The following is a 17,845-nucleotide window of genomic DNA, read 5'->3' on the forward strand; positions in this document are numbered from 1 at the left end:
CGGCTAAAGCAGATCGGGTTTCTCCGATTTCGTTTCGGAGGGTTGTTTGTCCATGCACCAAGCTCTCGCACCAACTCCGTAATTTTATCAGAGACATATGCCCTGTCTGCAAGTGGCATTACGCTGTTGCGACGCCCGTCAGCAAATCGGTTGCGCGTGGACTGTCGTGGTCTTGACCGGCGCTAAGGGCCAATCGGAGAGGCGACCTTCTGGCATCAACTACCGCGTGGTTTTCGTTGTCAGCCCGCCGCGCCCGTGCAGTTGCTCTCGCTATCCTTGACGCAGCTTGCGTGCCGGTGAAGCCGTATAATCGACGCGTCGAGCATCTGAATGTCGTCGTCACGTCCGTCAGTTATGGCAACCGGTATGCTGTCCCAAATGCCTGCCTTGCCTCTTCTGACACTGCAAACATGTCCGCGGGTCTGACAGTCCGCTTCGAGCCCGGAGTTGCCGATGCTGCGCGATGCTCGAACGTCAACTGGTGAATGCGAAGCCCGGCCATAGTCAACAGGCTTCGCATTACACATGGGTCAGGTCGGCAATGCTTCGGTCGTATATTGATCGACGAACTGACCGACAGGCGGGATCGGCTTGATCACATCGATCATGACGCCGTTCGGATCGCGCGTGATGAAATGCCGTTGTCCGAAGGCCTCATCTGTGAGGGTCATCAGAATGGGCAGACCAGCCCTCTGGGCGCGTTCGAATTCTGCGTCGACGTCCTCGACCTCGAAGTTGAGGATCAGGCCCCGCGTGCACCCGCGCCCCTTAGACGGGATCGTTTCGTGATCGCCTTTCAGGATCGCGACGTTGACCTTCGGGTCTTCACTGGACTGCAGATGACAGTACCAGTCCGCTTCGAAGCTCACCTTGAAGCGGAAGTTGTCGATGTAGAACGCTTTCGTCGCATTCACAGCCTCGGTTTGGATGACGGGGTAGTATTGCGTGCATTTCATTTTCGCCTCCTTCATGTGATACATACAGTCTGCATGTGCAAAATACACAAACATACAGGCTGAATGTATGCAACAAAAATCTGTAACCCGCTCAAACAAGGACCGCACAGAAGCGACGCGTTCAGCGCTCTTGAAGGCAGCCAGGGTGCTTTTCGCGGAGAAGGGCTATGCCGAAACCTCAACGCCCGAGATCGTCAGGGCTGCAGGGGTAACGCGAGGCGCCCTCTACCATCACTTCGAGGACAAGGTGGCGCTCTTCCGTGCCGTCATCACAGAAGAATACCGCGCGGTCGCAGAGGAAATAACCAAGTCGGCGAAAACAGTACCAGGGTCTGCCCTCGATGCCTTGAAGCAAGGCAGCCGCGGCTACCTTGATGCAATGGCCGACAGGGGGCGCATTCGGATCATGCTCCGTGACGGCCCGGCCGTGCTTGGCCAGATGGAACTTGACAAGATTGATCGAGAGACATCGGCGGACACCTTGCGAATGGGACTGGCCGAGGCGATGCGGGCCGGTCAGATCAAGAGACTCCCGATTGATGCCCTGACCGTCCAGTTGTCAGCCCTTTTCGACAGGGTTGCCTTGGCCGTCTCCGAAGGTGACGATCCCAACGATCACCTTGAGGTGCTCGATGCCATCTTCCAATCGCTTAAGTAGCTGAGAGCTCTGCAAGCATCTGTGGCTTTACGTGTTGCGAGCGGAAGAGAAGCCCGCATAGCCGCCATCAGATCCGCATGTATCAGCTTCGCGAGTGGTCCCGAAAGTGGTCACTGGCTATCCGACAATTATGAGTCCGTACCCTGGGGTTCCGAAGGCCCTTCAAGCGCTCTCCCGAGTGCCCAGACGCGAACGGAAGACGACAGGGCGTCTTCCGGGTCGCGATTGTCATCGATTTCGGCAATGAGGGCAGCCAGCGCCATTTTCCGGGACCTTGCCGCTTCGTCCACTACCTCCCAGAATTCCGGTTCCAGTGCCAGGCTGGTGCGGTGACCGTGCAGGGATATGGATCTTTTGACCAGCGGCATTCGAACCGGGCCTATTCAGCCGAAGAGGTTGGAGCGTCGGGCGTTTCGTTGTCGGAAGCCGACAGCCGGTGACCGTCAATAGTCTTTTCCAGGACGGCTCTTTCGTGTTTTGCAGCCTGTTTTTCCGCCTTGGTCCGGCCGAATTTCAAGCGGTTATCTTGCGCTTGAGCTTCACGCTCGGAGCGGACCTTGCGTTTCCGTGCCTGGCGCAGATTGACGATCTCGGCGCTCATCAGATTACCCGTTTAAGGTCAGGTTTTTTTCCGGAAGGCATCGAGAGAGACGACCTGGCCGCTGGCGTCGCCCTTGTCCGCATCGGAGGCTTTCGCCTTGTCATCGGTTTCGGCAGACGCGGTTTCCGCCAGTGGCTTCTCGTCGTTTCCGGCAGCTTCCTCCGCTTCGGCCTGTTCGACCCTGGCGAGTTCCTCGACCGCTTCCAGAAGTTCTTCCGGCAGCTCTTCGGCTGTCTTGCCGGGATCGAATTCAAGGGCAAACTGGACGGACGGGTCGAAGAAGCCCTTGATGGCGGAATAGGGCACCAGGAGCTTTTCGGCGACGCCGCCGAAGGACAGACCGACCTCGAAGGCATGTTCGCCAATGGCGAGATCCCAGAACTGATGCTGGAGGACGATGGTCATCTCCTGCGGGTAACGTTCTTTCAGCCGCTGGGAGATCCGCACGCCCGGCGCTCTCGTGTCGAAGGCGATATAGAAGTGATGCTCGCCCGGAAGACCTGTGCGCCCCACCTCGGCAAGAATTTTCTTCACCGCGCCGCGCAGCGCGTCCTGAATGAGGATGTCGTATCTGAGTAGGTCTTCGGACATCTTGTCTTCGTTGGCTTCCGAGTCGTCACTTGTTAGGGCTTCATGCAATTTGACGGTTGGAGCGCGAAAAGAAAAGGCCCCAATTCGTCGCCTCACTGGCTTTTTTGTCATTTGATTGGTGGAAAGTGGAGGCTTCTGTTGCCAGGTGCCTCCGAACCCCGCCTGACGGTGCTACCCGTCAGGGCTTTAATGGACTACCGGTACTGCGTTACGCAGCAACAGCCATGTCCGAAGCATAGTTGTCATTTGCAACTATTAGGATGGCCCGATGTCGGTGGTACCATGCCGAGCAAAAGTACAGTCTTTACGCCCTCGTCGATCCTATTTCGCCCCCGCCGAAACACATCGCTGAACCTCGTCTGTCCTCGATGTGCTTGGGTGGAGGCGCCGGGTACCGCCCCCGGGTCCGATAGGTTTATTGCACTGACCATTTATTGCCGTAGCCGGCGAACCGGCACGCCAGATATAAGGTCTTGTGTCGGCAAATAAAAGGGGCTGCGTATCGACCTGCATAATTTCTGCCCGGCCGGCCCAAAGCCCCAAGAGTGGGGATATGACTCGTGGGAATCGCGCGAATGCTCGCGAATCTGGCACTTTACAGGTATCTGGAGAACAGGTGGATACGGGCGAAAGCCGAAGCAATACGGAAACAGCGACTTGCAGCAATATCTCGATCTCATGCAGCTCATCCTGGACAAGGGCGTCGACCGGGGCGACCGAACGGGAACCGGTACCCGGTCGGTCTTCGGTCACCAGATGCGGTTCGATCTGTCGGAAGGATTTCCGCTGGTCACGACCAAGAAGCTGCACCTGAAATCGATCATTTACGAACTGCTGTGGTTCCTCGCCGGCGATACCAACGTGCGCTACCTGCAGGAACACGGGGTAAAGATCTGGGACGACTGGGCAGACGAGAACGGCGAGCTGGGGCCGGTCTACGGCTATCAGTGGCGTTCCTGGCCGGCGCCGGACGGGCGCTCCATCGACCAGATTTCAAATCTGCTGCGCATGATCCGGGAGACCCCGAACTCCCGCCGCCTGATCGTGTCGGCCTGGAATCCGGCACTGGTCGACGACATGGCGCTGCCGCCGTGCCATTCCCTGTTTCAGTTCTACGTGGCGGAGGGGAAGCTGTCCTGTCAGCTCTACCAGCGTTCGGCGGACGTTTTCCTGGGCGTTCCGTTCAACATCGCCTCCTACGCGCTGCTGACCATGATGATCGCGCAGGTGACGGGCCTCAAACCGGGGGATTTCGTCCATACCTTCGGCGACGCGCATCTTTATCACAACCACTTCGACCAGGCCCGCGAACAGCTCACCCGGACGCCGAGGTCCCTGCCGACGATGACAATCAATCCGGGCGTGACCGATCTCTTCGCCTTCAAATACGAGGATTTCGCCCTGTCGGACTACGATCCGCATCCGCATATCTCAGCGCCGATTGCGGTTTGAGGGAAACGCGAGGTGTCAGCCGTTCTTGTTGATAGTACCAATTTTTGGTACATTGTCGGGCATTGGAGATTGTCATGGCCAGAAACACTTCGCTTTCCCTCGGCGACCACTTTGCCGGATTTGTCGACAGTCGTGTGAAGACCGGCCGCTACGCCAGTGCGAGCGATGTGGTTCGCGCAGGGCTTCGCCTGCTTGAGGAACAGGAAGCCAGGGTTGATGCGCTCCGGGCCGCTCTGCAGGCGGGCGAGGCGTCGGGCGAACCGAAAGACTTCGATTTCGACGATTTTATCGAACGGAAAACCGAAGCCTGAGCAATGCGGCATCTGCAGTTCACGCCGGCCGCTTTAGAAGACCTCGACAACATTTGGACATATACGGTTGAGCAATGGGGAAAGGCGCAGGCCGTGCGTTATGTCCGGGATTTGCAAGCAACCTGCAAAGCGATTGCAGAGGGACGGCAGTCAGGTCGAACGGCGGAAGATATCCGTGCTGGTTACCTCAAGGCGGCTTGCGGTGCGCATATCCTTTTTTATCGTGTGACCGACGAGGCGTTGGTTGTTGTAAGGATTCTGCATCAGAGAATGGACGTCGAACGCCACCTTTGAAGTCGGGGCTGTGAGTTGGTCATAGGAGTTCGGCCCGTCTTGCCGCTATTTCTTCACCTTCTCCGGCAGCTGGCCCACGTAGTCCATCGCAAGACCGATCCAGTGTTCCAGATCCGCGTCACTTGCGAGCCCGTCGGGGGCGACGCGCAGGAAGCCGGGCATTTTGCGTTCCGACATGCGGACCGGCGTGACATGAGGCGATTTCAGGATGTCGGCCTCGCGTGCCGGGTCGGTCCGGATCATCAGGCCTTTCTTGCTGGCGCCGCACAGGAGATTGCCGTTCAGCATGAAGCCGATATTGCCGAACATCGGTCTGTGGGTGACGTTTTGATCCGGGAGGACGGATCGGACCCGTTCCGCCAGCAGTTGTTTGTCCATCTCGGTCATTCGGGAGGCTTCCTCCGTAATCTTATCGCCCAATGCTCTAAGCCATCCTTCAACACCTTATTATACCGGAATGCGCTCCCGAATTGATCACACCCTTGTGCTTGCCTATGAGTGAAAGGCGAAACACGGGAGAAGAAATGCCCCAAATCGTTCTGATCGCGGCGGTGGCCCGCAATGGAGCTATCGGTCTGGACAACGACATGCCCTGGCGGCTGCCGTCGGACCTGAAGCATTTCAAGGCAATCACCCTCGGCAAACCGGTTGTGATGGGCCGCAAGACGTTTGAATCGCTCGGACGGCCTCTCCCCGGGCGGCCGAATATCGTGATTTCCAGGAATGGTTACCGTGCCGAAGGTGCCGAAGTGGTGTCGTCCCTGGACGATGCGCTGGAGCGGGCGTCCGCGCTTGCCGCCGATCTCGCCGTCGATGATATTATCGTCATGGGTGGTGGGCAGATCTACGATCAGGCCATGGGCCGGGCCGATCGGCTGGAGATCACAGAGGTGCAGGCGGATCCGGACGCCGATACCCATTTTCCCGACATCGACCCGGCGATCTGGCGGGAAACGGCGCGGGTCAAGGGGGAGCGGAGCGAACGGGATTCCGCCGATTTCGAATTTGTCACCTATCGTCGGGCGCAATCCGTCTGATATGGCTTGAACGAGACTGTTGAGTGGCCGCATCTGGCGGCGTTGGTGATTTGGAACCTGCTGCCCGGCGGGTTTCGGAAGATGGATGAGGCACCCATGTCCTTCAAAACCGTTCTGGCCGTTGTGGATTACAGATCCGACCTGCCGGATAGCCTGCAAAGCTCCATTCGGATCGCAAGGTGGTTCGACGCCCATTTGGCCGTGCTTCTGGTCGGCGAGGTGGAGTCCCTGCCGTTCTACGGCTACGGCAGTGTCGGCTATACGGAAATCTGGGTGAAGGAGAGCGAGGAGCGTGCGGCGGCCCTGAAACAGGCGGCCGTAGACGTGGATGCCCTCCTGGCCCGCGAAGGCCTGTCCTTCGAGGTTCGCGCCCATCAGACGATCGTCGCGCGGGAGGACAACCTGGTCGCCCGCCATGCGATCTATGCCGATCTGACGATCATGCAGCGGACCGGAGAAGATGGTTTGAGTACCGTCGAACGCCAGGCGATCGATGGCGCGCTGTTCGATTCCGGCAGGCCGCTTTTGTTTCTGCCCGCCGGCAAGGTGCCGGAGAGCATCGGCAAGAATGTGATGATTGCCTGGAATTCCCGTTCCCAGGCGGCGGAAGCCGTCTCCGATGCGCTGCCTCTTCTGAAGACCGCAGACAAGGTGACCCTGATCGTCGTCGACCCGGTGACGGGGCCGGATGATCACGGCGAGGTGCCCGGCGCCGATATGGCGGTGGTTCTGGCCCGCCACGGGGTGGAGGTCGAGGTTCGCTCGGTTGCGGCCGGCGACCGGCCGGTTTCTCAAGTTCTTCAGGAGGAAGCGGCCGCACTTGGCGCGGATCTCGTGGTCATGGGCGCTTATGGCCATATGCGTATCCGGGAGAACATTATCGGCGGGACCACCCGGGATATGCTGGAAACGGCGAAAACCCCGCTCTTCCTGGCGCATTGAAGGCTGGCAATGTCGGTCGAGCAAACGGGCAGATCCCTGCACATCACTGGAAAATGGGCCGGATTCGACGCGCTCAGCGGTCGGGAGGTGCATGACCTTTTGAAGCTCCGTCAGGATGTGTTCGTGGTCGAACAGGCTTGTGCTTTTGGGGAGATCGACGGCAAGGACCCCATCGCCCTGCATTATTTTCTGCTTTCCCCATCGGGGGAGATTGCCGGGGCGTTGCGACTGTTCGCCGGCAGCGGTGCGGACCGGCCGTCCCGGATCGGCCGGGTGGTGATCGCGCCTGAGTACCGTGGACAGAAACTCGGGCAAAGGCTCATGCGGGACGGCATCGACAAGGCGCGCGCGCTTGCGCCGGGAGCGCCGATCCATCTGTCGGCACAGGCTCATCTGGAGAGGTTTTACGGCGAACTTGGCTTCAGCACCGTTTCCGAAGTCTATCTGGAAGACGATATTCCGCATATCGACATGGTTCTCGCGGTTTAGGCCATGCCCCGGTCGAACGACCGGCCTTACGCCGTCAGACCATCCGTATTTGTTGCCTTGCGCTCTAATAACGCACCGATAAGCCGGAACTGCCCTTGAAAGCCTTGAAAATGCCCACCAAGTGGCATTTACGGAAAAAAGGGGCGGTTGGCGGGCGTGAAGCATGCCTATGCGTTGAAAGCGCTCGGTAACCTCCCTATAACCTGCGGTGAGTGACAACAGGCCGAATGTAGTCCCGGGACGCCTTTTGAGACAAAGGTGCAGAAGCCCGGGAGCTGGGAAAAAGGAAGTCTTGATGCCTTGGAGCAATCAGTCAGGCAGTGGCGGTCCCTGGAAGGGCGGCGGCAACAACGGCGGCCCTTGGGGCGGCGGTGGCGGAAACAACGGCGGCCCATGGGGCGGCGGTCCGAACCGCGGCGGCGGCGGCCAGCCGCCGGATCTTGAGGAGCTCCTGAAACGGACCCAGGACCGGATGAAGAACGTCCTGCCCGGCGGCGGCGGCGGGTTCGGGGCTCTGGGCATCGCTATCGTTGTCGGACTGGCCGTTGTCGGCTGGCTTGCAACCGGCATCTACATCGTCGATGAAGGCAAGGGCGAGGTCGGTGTCGAACTCGTGCTCGGCAAGGTGACCGATCAGACCGGAGCCGGTTTCAACTACAACTGGCCCTATCCGATCGGCGAGGTTTACAAGCCTCAGGTCGAGTTGCAGCGTGAAATGACCGTCGGTGTTCGGGAAAGCGTCCGTGGCAGTACGGTCACTTCCATCGAAGCGCCGGAGGAAAGCCTGATGCTGACCGGTGACGAGAACATTGTCGACGTTGGCTTCAAGGTACAGTGGCGTATCAAGAACACCCGCGAGGGCATCGCAAATTACCTGTTCAACATCCAGAACCCGGAAGGCACCGTGAAGGCGGTTGCCGAAAGCGCCATGCGCGAGGTGGTCGGCCGGTCCAAGATCGACGCGATCCTGACGGAAAGCCGGGTGGAAACAGAGCGTGCGGTTGACGAACTGATGCAGAAGACGCTCGACGACTACAAGGCCGGTATCGAAATCACCGAAGTACAGATGCAGAAGGTGGACCCGCCGCAGCAGGTGATCGATGCGTTCCGCGACGTTCAGGCGGCTCGTGCCGACCAGGAGCGGATCCAGAACGAGGCGCAGGCCTATGCGAACAAGGTCGTTCCGGAAGCGCGTGGTGAAGCGGCCCGTGTCCTGGAAAAGGCGAACGGGTACCGCGAACAGGCCATCGCCGAGGCGACCGGTCAGTCCCAGCGCTTCGAAAAGATCTACGAGCAGTACAAGAAAGCGCCCGACGTGACCCGGGAACGTCTCTATCTGGAGACGCTCGAAAAGGTGCTCGGCACCAACTCCAAGATCATTATCGACAACAAGGCTACAAGTCAGGGCGTCCTGCCATATCTGCCGCTCAACCAGCTGTCTTCGGGCGGCGCGAAACAGACCGGACAGACTGGAGGGAACCAGTAATGCGTAGCGGATTTCTTGGAATACTGGTCGCCGTCGTAGCGTTTCTTGCCTACATGTCGGTCTTTGTCGTCAATCCGGCGCAGCAGGCGCTGGTTCTGCAGCTCGGCCGTGTCGAGAAGGTGGTGCGGGAGCCTGGCGTTCAGTTCAAATATCCGTTCATTCAGAACGTGATCTATCTGGACAAGCGTATTCTCGATCTGAACATGCCGCCGCAGGAAGTGATCGCGTCGGACAAGAAGCGTCTCGTGGTGGATGCCTTCGCACGCTACCGGATTTCCGATCCGGTCCTGTTCTATCAGCGCGTGAACAATATCAACCAGGCGAACCGCCGGCTTTCGACCTTCCTGCAGTCCTCCCTGCGGTCTGAGCTGGGTAAGGCCTCCTTCATCGCCGTTGTCCGCGACAACCGCGACGGGTTGATGGAGAATATCCGCAAGAACGTCAGTGCGAGTGCCGCGGACCTGGGGATCGAAGTGGTCGACGTGAAGATTCGCCGTGCGGATCTGCCCGAGGCCAACTCCCTGGCCATCTTCCGGCGGATGCAGACCGAACGCCAGCGTGAAGCCTCGGAGCTGCGTGCGCAGGGTGAGGAACAAGCCCGCCGTATCCGCTCCCGGGCGGATCGCGAGGTGACGGTCGTGGTTGCGGAGGCAAATCGTGACGCGGACATCACCCGTGGTGAGGGCGACGCGGAACGTAACCGCATCTTTGCGGAAGCCTACGGCAAGGACCCGGACTTCTTCGCTTTCTACCGGTCCATGCAGGCCTACGAGGCCGGACTGCGCGAAGGAGATACCAGCCTGGTGCTGTCGCCGGATTCCAACTTCTTCCGTTATTTCAACGATCCCATGGGAGCGTCGGATGATACGGAAGGGAATTCCCAGGAGCGTCTGAGAGCACCTGGCGTTCAATGAACGACTTCCTGACGGCACTGGGCCTGGTGCTTGCCCTTGAGGGCACGCTCTATGCCCTGGTCCCGGGCGGCATGAAGAATGTGATGCGCGCGGCGCTGAACATGTCCGACCAGAGCCTCAGGATTGCCGGACTTGCGGGACTTGCGCTCGGCGTTCTGATGGTCTGGCTCATCCGCGCGTAACACATTTTTGCGGGGCGGGGGATCTTCTGTTCTCCCGCCCGTTCTATTCTCGTATATGTTTGTATCTTCAGGCCGGTCTGTGACCGGCCACCGATCCGAAAGGGATGGAGGAGAAGCCCAAATGGCTCCTGGTTTCTACCAACGTAGTCTCAAAACGATGAAATCGCTGGCCGCAAGTGCTGCACTTGGCGGTCTGATTGCCCTGCAGCCTCTGGCTGCCGTGCAGGCACAGGGGCCGGCCTCCGTCGCGGATCTGGCCGAGGGCCTTGCCGATGCGGTCGTCAATATTTCCACGTCCCAGACGGTTCAGGGACGGCGGTCCGTTCCTCTGCCCAAGGTGCCCGAGGGGTCTCCCTTCCAGGAGTTCTTCGAGGAATTCTTCAATCGCCAGAATCGCGATGAGGATCGGCCGCGCAAGGTGCAGTCGCTCGGCTCGGGCTTCGTGATCGACGGCAAGGAAGGCATTATCGTCACGAATAACCACGTCATCGAGGGCGCGGACGAAATCACCGCGAATTTCAATGACGGGACCAAGCTGAAAGCCGAACTGATCGGCACGGACGAAAAGACCGATCTTGCCGTGCTGAAGGTCAATCCGGAAAAGCCGTTGACGGATGTCAGCCTGGGCGACTCTGACATGATCCGCGTCGGCGACTGGGTGATGGCCATCGGCAACCCGTTCGGCCTGGGCGGAACCGTGACGGTGGGGATCGTCTCTGCCCGCAACCGTGACATCAACTCCGGTCCCTACGACAACTTCATCCAGACCGATGCATCGATCAACCGGGGCAACTCGGGCGGACCGCTGTTCAACATGGACGGCGAGGTGATCGGCATCAACACGGCGATCATCTCGCCGTCGGGCGGATCGATCGGTATCGGTTTCGCCATTCCGGCGAAGACGGCAAAGCGGGTGATCGCCCAGCTCCGCGAGTTCGGCGAAACGCGCCGCGGCTGGCTCGGGGTCCGGATCCAGGAGGTTACCGACGAGATTGCCGAGAGCCTGAACATGGACGAGGCCATGGGCGCTCTGGTCGCCGGCGTGACGGAAGGCGGGCCCGCCGAAAAGGCGAAAATCGAACCGGGCGACGTGATCCTGGAATTCGATGGCAATCCGGTCGACCATATGCGTGAACTGCCGCGCATGGTCGCGGATACCCCGATCGGAAAGACCGTCGATGTGGTGGTTCTGCGCCGGGGCGAGAAGGTTACGCTCCAGGTGGACCTGGGCCGGCTCGAGGAGGCCTCCGCGGAGGAAGACAAGACCGGCGATCAGGACAAGGACCAGCCCGCCGACAGCCCGGCCGAAAAGGAAGTGCTCGGCATGATCCTTTCCGAACTGGATGACGCGGGCCGGGAAGAATTCAAGATCGACAAGGAAGTTGCCGGTGTGCTGGTCAAAGAGGTTGCGCCGGGAAGCTCTGCGGAAGAAAAGCGCGTTCAGGCAGGCGATGTGATCAAGGAAGTTGCACAGGAACCGGTGTCCACCCCGGCCGATGTCATCGACCAGGTCAAGAAGCTGAAGGAAGACGGGCGCCGTTCAGCGTTGCTGCTCCTGTCCAATCCGAACGGCGAACTGCGCTTCGTTCCGGTTCGGATCGAAGACTGATACAGAGCCGTCAGAAACTGAAAAAGGGCGCCCCCGGGTGCCCTTTTTTGTTGCCGCGTCAAGCCGATGGATCAGGAGAGGACGAAGTCGCCTGCCGCGTAGCCCTGCAGATAGAGGAGAGCGGTCAGGTCGCCGTGATCGACCCGCATGTCGGCAGCCGCACCGACCGCTGGCTTCGCGCGGTAGGCCACGCCGATACCGGCGCGCTCGATCATCGCCAGATCGTTAGCGCCGTCGCCCACGGCCAGCGTCTCGGAAAAGGCGAGGTTCTTTTCCGCCACCAGCTCTTCCAGACGTCTGCGTTTGGCATCCTTGCCAAGGATCGGTTCCTGAACGATGCCCGCCAGGGTGCCGTCTTCCTCGATCAGCACGTTGGCCTGATTCTCGTCGAAACCGATCATGGCGGCGACCGCACCGGTGAAATGGGTAAAGCCGCCGGAGACGAGGGCGCAGTAGGCGCCGTTGGCTTTCATGGTCTGCACCAGCGTCCGACCGCCGGGCATGAGCTGGATGCGCGTATTGAGAACGGTGTCGATCGCGGAGACCGCAAGACCCTTCAGGAGCGCCACCCGTTCGCGCAGGGCCGGTTCGAATTCGATCTCGCCACGCATGGCCCGTTCGGTGATGGCGGCAATGTGGTCCTTGAGCCCGAGTTCGGCGGCCAGCTCGTCGATGCATTCCTGACGGATCATGGTCGAATCCATGTCGGCGATCAGCAGACGCTTGCGCCGGCCGTCGATGGGCTGCACAAAGACGTCGACGGGCGCACCGGCCAGTGTTTCGCGGATGGCGGCCTCGGATTGCTTGGCGTCCGGTGTGTCGAAGACGACTTCGGCGGCAACGCCCGGATTGAGCATGGCCGGGGGAGAGGAAGCACCGAGGACCCTTGCGACGCGCGCCAGAATGTCGTCGTCGACAGCAGGATTGTTCGGATTGGAAACGAGAGTGGCAACAAAGGACATGAGCGCGACCTTGGACGACGGGCGGGGACGGAGGCAATCCGGATATGATGCTGTCCTGATAGCCGGACCGACGGCCAGCGGCAAGTCGGCATTGGCGCTCGCGCTCGCCGATGCCCTGGATGGCGTGATCGTGAACGCGGACTCCATGCAGCTTTACCGGGAGCTTTCGATTGTTACGGCCCGTCCGCCGGCGGAGGACCTTTCCCGGGCGCCGCACCGTCTTTACGGCGTCCTGCCGGCTTTTGATCCGTTCTCGACCGGCGACTGGCTGCGGCTGGTGGAGCGGGAGCTTGAGGCGATCACGGCGCTCGGCAAGCAGCCAATCTTTGTCGGCGGCACCGGCCTTTATTTCAAGGCGCTCACGGAAGGGTTTGCGGAGCTACCCGATATCGATCCCGGGGTAAGGGCCCGATGCCGGAGGCTTGGCGAAGAAGGCGGTGCTGACGCCGTCCGTCACGCCCTGCAGGAAGAGGATCCGAAGGCGGCAGGTGAGCTGAAAGATCTGCAAAGGCTGACACGTGCACTGGAAGTCGTCCTTTCCACCGGCAGAACGCTGGCCGCTTGGCAAAGGGAGGCGCATGGCGAGCCGCTTCTCCCGGCCGACCGATGCCTGCGGCTGGTTCTGGCGCCGCCGCGCGCCTGGCTGCACGAGCGGATCGCCCTGCGGGCAAGGCAAATGCTGGACTGCGGCGGTATCGACGAGGTTGAGCGCCTTCTGCAGCTTGACCTGCCTACGAGCCTGCCGGCGATGCGTGCCATCGGGGTGAAAGAGATCGGGGCGTTGCTGGCGGAAGAGATCGACCGGGAAGAGGCCGAACGGCTGTTGACCGTCGCGACGCGCCAGTATGCAAAGCGCCAGGAGACCTGGTTCCGGAACCAGATGGCGGAGTGGGAACGTCTGGACCCGTCCATTGAACCGGCACAGGAGATGGCGAAGCGGATCGCGGACAGGTTCGTCCGGTGATCCGGCCGATACCGGCCGAGACGGCGGACATCGCCCGGCTGCTCGGCGTCGGCGTCTTTGCCGGGGAAGGGGAAGCGGAGAGATTACCTTCTCGGCCTGGAACCTACGGTCTCCTGTTGCGGCTCCTGGAGCCTGTCCATATTGACCTCGCCCGGCTGGGAAGCCCGGTGTTTGCACCCGGGCTCTATCTTTACTGCGGCAGCGCCAATGGCCCCGGCGGGATCCGGGCCCGGCTCGGGCGCCATCTGCGCCGGGACAAGGCCGTGCGCTGGCACATCGATTATCTGAGCGGCATGGCGGCGGAAATCGCGGGGCTCGTGGTGCCGGACGAAACCGAATGCAGCCTCCGGCAGAAGGCCGCTTCCGTTTTGAAAGCGCAGGCACCAGTCCCCGGCTTCGGGTCCTCGGATTGCAGGATCTGTCCGACCCATCTCATGCTGCTGGCGACATGACCGGTATTGGAAATACTGATAGGCCAGTTGCTTGGTAGCAAGGCCTTTCCCGTAGTTGCCCGGAAGTCTTGGATATCTTCCCGATTATTTTTGCGCCGGCTAAGGTTCTGATTTCAAGTATTAACCGGATATTTGCTAACTTTTAACGTAACGGCATGAAGCGCCCATTGTGCGGTGCACTGTGGAAAGGCTCTGAATAATTTTATGCATAAACCGATGTAACCGAACTTTTGTCTGGATTAAGAATCTTTTGCCTTTGTAACGGCACATTTTCCGACTACCTAAGCAGGGTTGTCAAATGAGGGGTCAACTACTTCTCGACGATGCTGACGTGCGCAGGGAGGCCACAGTGCAGGAGGTTGTTCTGAAGTGCGGGGCTGTGCGCCTCGTGCCCTTTTCCCGTTCCGATTTGAGTCTCGTGCAGGATCTTCACTGTGATGTCAGTGTCGATCGCTATTCCTCGCCAGATCCCGCCGCCAGATCGGCCGAAGATGTCGAGCGGTTTCTCGCCGAGACTGAAAAGAGCCGGGACAGTTACGGCTTCAGCCGGTGGAAAGCCTTGTCCGCTGAAGGCAGGTTCCTTGGCTGGGCCGGATTCTCGGCATTCGAGGAAACGTCCGAGATCGAATTGAGCTACTGCTTCACCGAGGCCGCGCTCAACAAGGATCCGGGACTTCCGTGCCGGATGTGTCAGGCGCTGGTCGACTGGTTTTTCGACAACACCTATTTTTCCCATCTGGTCGCCATGGTGCGCACCGACAACAAGGCGGCGCGGGACAGTCTGCTGAAAACCGGGTTCGCCTACCGGGAAAGCCGGCGCATCGCGGGCTTCCCTTGTGACGTGTTCCAGATGTTGAGCCCGGCCATGCAGTCTTATGTGATGAGCGCCTAGCTCGGGACTTCGTCGTTCCATTGCAGTGGATCGGAGCGCAGAGGGTGGGCAGCGCATCGCCAGCCGGCGGCTATGCCTTCGATTTCGAATGGCAGCGGCAGGCGGTGAAGATCGCCCCAGGCGGTTGCTTCGAATGTGGGACCCCGGCGGATGAGATCGGACGGAATAAAGTCCGAGGGTTTCGGCTCCTCCTGCCGGTGGTCCAGCAGAAGATGCGCCTGCCTTGCCAATGAAAGCCTGGCCGTTGAAATCACGCCTCCAGATGACGCCCTGAGCAGGGCGTGGATTGCTGTGGCGGCCATCAGGTATCCGGTCGAATGATCCAGCACCTGGTAAGGCAGTCCCTTGGGCTGGCCGTCCGGGCCGGGGGCTGCCAGGCCGGTGCTCCGCTGCACGAGGCTGTCGAACCCCCGCCGGGTGCGCCAGGGGCCGGTCCAGCCATAGGCATTCAGGGAAACCGTGATCAGATCGGGGTTAGCGGCCTGCAGCGCCTCGGGGCCGAGCCCCAGGCGATCCAGGGCGTCGGCCCGGTAGCCCGACACCAGCAGATGGGCTTCGCCCGCCAGTTTCAGGAAGGCGTCGCGGCCGTCTTCGGTCTTGAGATCGATCGTGCTGCAGGTCTTGCCCACGGTCATTTCGATCGCATTGCCGTCCTCGTTCCAGCTTTCCGGATCGATGCGCAGGACCGATGCACCGAAACCGGCGAGGAACCGGGTGCACACCGGTCCGGCCAGAACGCGGGTCAGGTCAAGCACGCGCAGTCCGGCAAGAGGCCGCGCAGCATTTGTCGACCGCCATGGGGCTTTCCGCGCAGGGCGCTCCGTCCAGGCGACGACCGGTTCTTTGGCAACCGCCTGTCCCTGCGGATGGGTTCTCCATGTCGCGGTGTCGTGTCGGACGGCAGCGCAGCCGCCGGCGTCGACGATGGCGGTTTCCAGATCCTCTCCGTCCCAGTGCGAAATCCGCTCGACTGCTTCCTCGGCGGTTTCGGGAGTTCCGAGAACGCCAAGGGCCGCGGCGCGGTGATGCGGGGCGTTGGTGTGCAGCCGGATCCAGCCGTCGCGGGTGGCGTAATCCCGGGCGAAATCATCCCATTGGGAGGGCAGTTTCCAGCCCAGCGGCGTGACGCTGGCCTTGCACCATCGGTCAACCAGAGTGCGGTCGATCACCGCCTTGCCTCTAGTTCCGGCAAGGGCGCGAACGGCGGCGACCGCGGACGACACGGCTGCCAGCGCCAGTTCGGAGACGGGCGGGCTTTCGCTGAGGGAGAGATCGCCCCCGATGATCACATCCTGTGGGCGTGCGGTCTGGTCATGGCCGTTTGCCAGGGAATTTGCGATTGCTTGCCACATGATCTGCGGGCCTCCTTGTCCGCCTCAAGGTACGAGTGCGGCTGCCGCGGTCACTCTTGATCGTTACAATCAACGTGACAATTCATTGCGCAAAAAAACGGGAAGCCGTGGGCTTCCCGTCCTTTGATCCAAGACTGCGGAGCGCGGATCAGCTTGCCTTCAGCGCACCCGGGTTGCTGCCCTGCTGGCGCAGCGCCAGCTTGTTGAGCGCCGAGACATAGGCGCGGGCGGAAGCGACCAGGGTGTCGGTGTCCGCGCCCTTGCCGGTGGCGATCCGGCCGCCCGATTCCAGTCGGACGGAGACTTCCGCCTGGGCGTCGGTGCCCTCGGTCACCGCATGCACCTGGTAGAGCTGCAGGGTGGCGTCGTGGGGGATGATCGCCTTGATGGCGTTGAAGGTCGCGTCGACCGGGCCGTCGCCCGTGCATTCGCGGGTCTCGTGATGGCCGTTGACGTCCATGGTCAGGATGGCCTTCTGCGGGCCGCCGGTGCCGGCGATCACGGTCAGGGCGATGACCCTTGTGTTCTCGCTGGCGATGGAGATTTCGTCCTCGACCAGGGCCTCGATGTCCTCGTCATAGACGTGCTTCTTGCGGTCGGCCAGATCCTTGAACCGGCGGAAGGCATCCTGCAGGGCGTTGTCGCCCAGTTCGTAGCCCAGTTCGCGCAGTTTGTCCTTGAAGGCATGGCGGCCGGAATGCTTGCCCATGACCAGGGACGTCGCCTTCACGCCGACGTCTTCGGGACGCATGATTTCGTAGGTTTCGGCGTTCTTCAGCATGCCGTCCTGGTGGATGCCGCTTTCATGGGCGAAGGCATTCTTGCCGACGATGGCCTTGTTGTACTGGACCGCGAAACCGGAAGCGCCGGCGACCAGCTTGGACGCGCGGGTCAGGTACTTCGGGTCGACGCTGCAGGCATAGGGCAGCACGTCGCCGCGGGTGCGGATCGCCATGACGATTTCTTCCAGCGCCGCGTTGCCGGCGCGCTCGCCCAGGCCGTTGATGGTGCATTCGATCTGGCGCGCGCCGCCGGCCACACCGGCCAGCGAGTTGGCGACCGCCAGGCCTAAGTCATCATGACAGTGGACGGAGAAGATGGCCTTGTCGGCGTTCGGCACCCGGTTGCGGATGTCGACGAACATCTGCTTGTACTCGTCCGGCGTCGCGTAGCCGACCGTGTCCGGCAGGTTGATGGTGGTCGCGCCGCATTTGATGGCGGCTTCCACGCAGCGGCACAGGTAGTCGATCGGCGTGCGGGTCGCGTCCATGGCGGACCATTCCACGTCGTCGATCAGGTTGCGCGCGCGGGTCACCGTGTCGGTGATGATGTCGAGGACCTGATCCTCGGTCTTGTTCATCTGGAACTGCAGATGGATCGGCGAGGTGGAGACGAACGTGTGGATGCGGCCTTTTTCGGCGTGCTTCACGGCGTCGCCGCAGCGGTCGATATCGGCGTGGATGGCGCGGGCCAAGCCGGCGATCACCGAGTTCTTGGAGCGCTTGGCGATCTCGCTGACGGCCTCGAAGTCGCCGTTGGAGGCGATCGGAAAGCCGGCTTCGATGATGTCGACGCCCATGTCGTCGAGGATTTCGGCGATCTGCAGCTTCTCTTCCAGCGTCATGGAGGCGCCGGGCGACTGTTCGCCGTCGCGCAAGGTGGTGTCGAAGATGCGGACCTGATCTTTTTCGGCGGTCATAA

22 protein-coding genes and 1 other RNA gene are annotated in these 17,845 nt (G+C 61.0%); 14 read left to right on the forward strand and 9 right to left on the reverse strand.

Translation table 11 applies throughout. The features are described 5' to 3' along the window. Positions 1-530: 530 nt before the first annotated feature. Positions 531-956 (reverse strand): VOC family protein, encoded by a 426-nt coding sequence (locus ACN0SO_RS10120; RefSeq protein WP_417677168.1) that lies wholly within the window; start codon positions 954-956, stop codon positions 531-533. A 67-nt stretch (positions 957-1,023) separates the two neighbouring features. Here ACN0SO_RS10120 and ACN0SO_RS10125 point away from each other — a divergent pair, with 67 nt between their 5' ends. Then, the gene (locus ACN0SO_RS10125; protein ID WP_417677170.1) at positions 1,024-1,614 is read left to right on the forward strand and encodes a TetR/AcrR family transcriptional regulator; all 591 of its coding nucleotides are present in this window, start codon (positions 1,024-1,026) and stop codon (positions 1,612-1,614) included. 128 nt (positions 1,615-1,742) lie between these two features. On the opposite strand, the gene ACN0SO_RS10130 is transcribed toward ACN0SO_RS10125, so the two are convergent. The 4 genes from ACN0SO_RS10130 to ssrA all read right to left on the reverse strand — a co-directional run bounded on the left by ACN0SO_RS10130 (position 1,743) and on the right by ssrA (position 3,301). Beyond that, the gene (locus tag ACN0SO_RS10130) at positions 1,743-1,982 is read right to left on the reverse strand and encodes a ribbon-helix-helix domain-containing protein (protein ID WP_417677172.1); all 240 of its coding nucleotides are present in this window, start codon (positions 1,980-1,982) and stop codon (positions 1,743-1,745) included. An 11-nt stretch (positions 1,983-1,993) separates the two neighbouring features. After that, the gene (locus ACN0SO_RS10135; protein WP_417677174.1) at positions 1,994-2,215 is read right to left on the reverse strand and encodes a DUF4169 family protein; all 222 of its coding nucleotides are present in this window, start codon (positions 2,213-2,215) and stop codon (positions 1,994-1,996) included. Positions 2,216-2,233: 18 nt separating this feature from the next. Beyond that, positions 2,234-2,806 (reverse strand): SspB family protein, encoded by a 573-nt coding sequence (locus tag ACN0SO_RS10140; RefSeq protein WP_417677176.1) that lies wholly within the window; start codon positions 2,804-2,806, stop codon positions 2,234-2,236. 124 nt (positions 2,807-2,930) lie between these two features. Next, positions 2,931-3,301, reverse strand: a transfer-messenger RNA (tmRNA) gene (gene ssrA, locus ACN0SO_RS10145). A gap of 162 nt (positions 3,302-3,463) precedes the next feature. Between ssrA and ACN0SO_RS10150 the strand changes: the two genes are divergently transcribed. The 3 genes from ACN0SO_RS10150 (at position 3,464) to ACN0SO_RS10160 (ending at position 4,863) form a co-directional block, all read left to right on the forward strand. Continuing rightward, entirely contained in the window at positions 3,464-4,258 is a 795-nt protein-coding gene (locus ACN0SO_RS10150; protein WP_417677178.1) for a thymidylate synthase, read from the forward strand. A 74-nt stretch (positions 4,259-4,332) separates the two neighbouring features. Then, positions 4,333-4,569 (forward strand): type II toxin-antitoxin system ParD family antitoxin, encoded by a 237-nt coding sequence (locus ACN0SO_RS10155; RefSeq protein WP_417677180.1) that lies wholly within the window; start codon positions 4,333-4,335, stop codon positions 4,567-4,569. Positions 4,570-4,572: 3 nt separating this feature from the next. Further along, entirely contained in the window at positions 4,573-4,863 is a 291-nt protein-coding gene (locus ACN0SO_RS10160) for a type II toxin-antitoxin system RelE/ParE family toxin (protein ID WP_417677182.1), read from the forward strand. 45 nt (positions 4,864-4,908) lie between these two features. On the opposite strand, the gene ACN0SO_RS10165 is transcribed toward ACN0SO_RS10160, so the two are convergent. Further along, on the reverse strand, positions 4,909-5,250 hold the full coding sequence (locus ACN0SO_RS10165) for a TfoX/Sxy family protein (protein WP_417677184.1): 342 nt from the start codon (positions 5,248-5,250) through the stop codon (positions 4,909-4,911). Positions 5,251-5,387: 137 nt separating this feature from the next. Here ACN0SO_RS10165 and ACN0SO_RS10170 point away from each other — a divergent pair, with 137 nt between their 5' ends. From ACN0SO_RS10170 to ACN0SO_RS10200, 7 genes are all read left to right on the forward strand, one after another. Continuing rightward, a complete protein-coding gene (locus ACN0SO_RS10170) occupies positions 5,388-5,900 on the forward strand; it encodes a dihydrofolate reductase (protein WP_417677186.1) in 513 nt (170 codons plus the stop codon). Between the two features lie 96 nt (positions 5,901-5,996). After that, positions 5,997-6,842 carry a universal stress protein gene (locus ACN0SO_RS10175; protein ID WP_417677188.1) on the forward strand — a complete coding sequence of 282 codons (846 nt, stop codon included), beginning with the start codon at positions 5,997-5,999 and terminating at the stop codon, positions 6,840-6,842. 9 nt (positions 6,843-6,851) lie between these two features. Further along, the gene (locus tag ACN0SO_RS10180) at positions 6,852-7,331 is read left to right on the forward strand and encodes a GNAT family N-acetyltransferase (RefSeq protein WP_417677190.1); all 480 of its coding nucleotides are present in this window, start codon (positions 6,852-6,854) and stop codon (positions 7,329-7,331) included. 295 nt (positions 7,332-7,626) lie between these two features. Further along, positions 7,627-8,817 (forward strand): FtsH protease activity modulator HflK, encoded by a 1,191-nt coding sequence (hflK, locus tag ACN0SO_RS10185; RefSeq protein WP_417677192.1) that lies wholly within the window; start codon positions 7,627-7,629, stop codon positions 8,815-8,817. Continuing rightward, a complete protein-coding gene (gene hflC, locus ACN0SO_RS10190; protein ID WP_417677194.1) occupies positions 8,817-9,731 on the forward strand; it encodes a protease modulator HflC in 915 nt (304 codons plus the stop codon). The genes hflK and hflC overlap by 1 nt, the downstream gene beginning before the upstream one ends. Continuing rightward, positions 9,728-9,913: a DUF2065 domain-containing protein gene (locus ACN0SO_RS10195; RefSeq protein ID WP_417677196.1), complete on the forward strand. Its 186-nt coding sequence runs from the start codon at positions 9,728-9,730 to the stop codon at positions 9,911-9,913. The genes hflC and ACN0SO_RS10195 overlap by 4 nt, the downstream gene beginning before the upstream one ends. 121 nt (positions 9,914-10,034) lie before the next feature. Then, positions 10,035-11,522, forward strand: a complete 1,488-nt coding sequence (locus ACN0SO_RS10200; RefSeq protein WP_417677198.1) for a DegQ family serine endoprotease — start codon at positions 10,035-10,037, stop codon at positions 11,520-11,522. A gap of 71 nt (positions 11,523-11,593) precedes the next feature. Here ACN0SO_RS10200 and serB read toward each other — a convergent pair whose 3' ends face one another. After that, positions 11,594-12,484 carry a phosphoserine phosphatase SerB gene (gene serB, locus ACN0SO_RS10205; protein WP_417677200.1) on the reverse strand — a complete coding sequence of 297 codons (891 nt, stop codon included), beginning with the start codon at positions 12,482-12,484 and terminating at the stop codon, positions 11,594-11,596. Between serB and miaA the strand changes: the two genes are divergently transcribed. The 3 genes from miaA (at position 12,483) to ACN0SO_RS10220 (ending at position 14,792) form a co-directional block, all read left to right on the forward strand. Further along, positions 12,483-13,448 carry a tRNA (adenosine(37)-N6)-dimethylallyltransferase MiaA gene (miaA, locus tag ACN0SO_RS10210; RefSeq protein WP_417677202.1) on the forward strand — a complete coding sequence of 322 codons (966 nt, stop codon included), beginning with the start codon at positions 12,483-12,485 and terminating at the stop codon, positions 13,446-13,448. The two genes, serB and miaA, sit on opposite strands and share 2 nt — an antisense overlap. Beyond that, a complete protein-coding gene (locus ACN0SO_RS10215; protein WP_417677204.1) occupies positions 13,445-13,900 on the forward strand; it encodes a GIY-YIG nuclease family protein in 456 nt (151 codons plus the stop codon). The genes miaA and ACN0SO_RS10215 overlap by 4 nt, the downstream gene beginning before the upstream one ends. 349 nt (positions 13,901-14,249) lie before the next feature. Beyond that, positions 14,250-14,792 (forward strand): GNAT family N-acetyltransferase, encoded by a 543-nt coding sequence (locus ACN0SO_RS10220; protein ID WP_417677206.1) that lies wholly within the window; start codon positions 14,250-14,252, stop codon positions 14,790-14,792. Here the strand turns inward: ACN0SO_RS10220 and ACN0SO_RS10225 are convergent. After that, a complete protein-coding gene (locus ACN0SO_RS10225) occupies positions 14,789-16,144 on the reverse strand; it encodes a CoA transferase (protein WP_417677208.1) in 1,356 nt (451 codons plus the stop codon). The genes ACN0SO_RS10220 and ACN0SO_RS10225 overlap by 4 nt on opposite strands. Positions 16,145-16,292: 148 nt before the next feature. Next, positions 16,293-17,843, reverse strand: coding sequence for a 2-isopropylmalate synthase (locus tag ACN0SO_RS10230; RefSeq protein WP_417677210.1), 1,551 nt, complete (start codon positions 17,841-17,843; stop codon positions 16,293-16,295). Between the last annotated feature and the right edge of the window lie 2 nt (positions 17,844-17,845).

It is taken from the genome of Roseibium sp. (assembly GCF_048260565.1).
In the GTDB taxonomy this organism is placed as follows: Bacteria; Pseudomonadota; Alphaproteobacteria; order Rhizobiales; family Stappiaceae; genus Roseibium.

Bases quoted from the DNA above. Each gene is read 5' to 3' on its own strand.
- ACN0SO_RS10225 (WP_417677208.1), bottom strand. From the start codon at position 16,144: ATGTGGCAAGCAATCGCAAATTCCCTGGCAAACGGCCATGACCAGACC.
- ACN0SO_RS10160 (WP_417677182.1), top strand. From the start codon at position 4,573: ATGCGGCATCTGCAGTTCACGCCGGCCGCTTTAGAAGACCTCGACAAC.
- ACN0SO_RS10195 (WP_417677196.1), top strand. From the start codon at position 9,728: ATGAACGACTTCCTGACGGCACTGGGCCTGGTGCTTGCCCTTGAGGGC.
- ACN0SO_RS10170 (WP_417677186.1), top strand. From the start codon at position 5,388: ATGCCCCAAATCGTTCTGATCGCGGCGGTGGCCCGCAATGGAGCTATC.
- ACN0SO_RS10140 (WP_417677176.1), bottom strand. From the start codon at position 2,806: ATGTCCGAAGACCTACTCAGATACGACATCCTCATTCAGGACGCGCTG.
- ACN0SO_RS10180 (WP_417677190.1), top strand. From the start codon at position 6,852: ATGTCGGTCGAGCAAACGGGCAGATCCCTGCACATCACTGGAAAATGG.
- ACN0SO_RS10125 (WP_417677170.1), top strand. From the start codon at position 1,024: ATGCAACAAAAATCTGTAACCCGCTCAAACAAGGACCGCACAGAAGCG.
- ACN0SO_RS10155 (WP_417677180.1), top strand. From the start codon at position 4,333: ATGGCCAGAAACACTTCGCTTTCCCTCGGCGACCACTTTGCCGGATTT.
- ACN0SO_RS10130 (WP_417677172.1), bottom strand. From the start codon at position 1,982: ATGCCGCTGGTCAAAAGATCCATATCCCTGCACGGTCACCGCACCAGC.
- ACN0SO_RS10135 (WP_417677174.1), bottom strand. From the start codon at position 2,215: ATGAGCGCCGAGATCGTCAATCTGCGCCAGGCACGGAAACGCAAGGTC.
- hflC (WP_417677194.1), top strand. From the start codon at position 8,817: ATGCGTAGCGGATTTCTTGGAATACTGGTCGCCGTCGTAGCGTTTCTT.
- ACN0SO_RS10175 (WP_417677188.1), top strand. From the start codon at position 5,997: ATGTCCTTCAAAACCGTTCTGGCCGTTGTGGATTACAGATCCGACCTG.
- ACN0SO_RS10120 (WP_417677168.1), bottom strand. From the start codon at position 956: ATGAAATGCACGCAATACTACCCCGTCATCCAAACCGAGGCTGTGAAT.
- ACN0SO_RS10230 (WP_417677210.1), bottom strand. From the start codon at position 17,843: ATGACCGCCGAAAAAGATCAGGTCCGCATCTTCGACACCACCTTGCGC.
- hflK (WP_417677192.1), top strand. From the start codon at position 7,627: ATGCCTTGGAGCAATCAGTCAGGCAGTGGCGGTCCCTGGAAGGGCGGC.
- ACN0SO_RS10200 (WP_417677198.1), top strand. From the start codon at position 10,035: ATGGCTCCTGGTTTCTACCAACGTAGTCTCAAAACGATGAAATCGCTG.
- serB (WP_417677200.1), bottom strand. From the start codon at position 12,484: ATGTCCTTTGTTGCCACTCTCGTTTCCAATCCGAACAATCCTGCTGTC.
- miaA (WP_417677202.1), top strand. From the start codon at position 12,483: ATGAGCGCGACCTTGGACGACGGGCGGGGACGGAGGCAATCCGGATAT.
- ACN0SO_RS10165 (WP_417677184.1), bottom strand. From the start codon at position 5,250: ATGACCGAGATGGACAAACAACTGCTGGCGGAACGGGTCCGATCCGTC.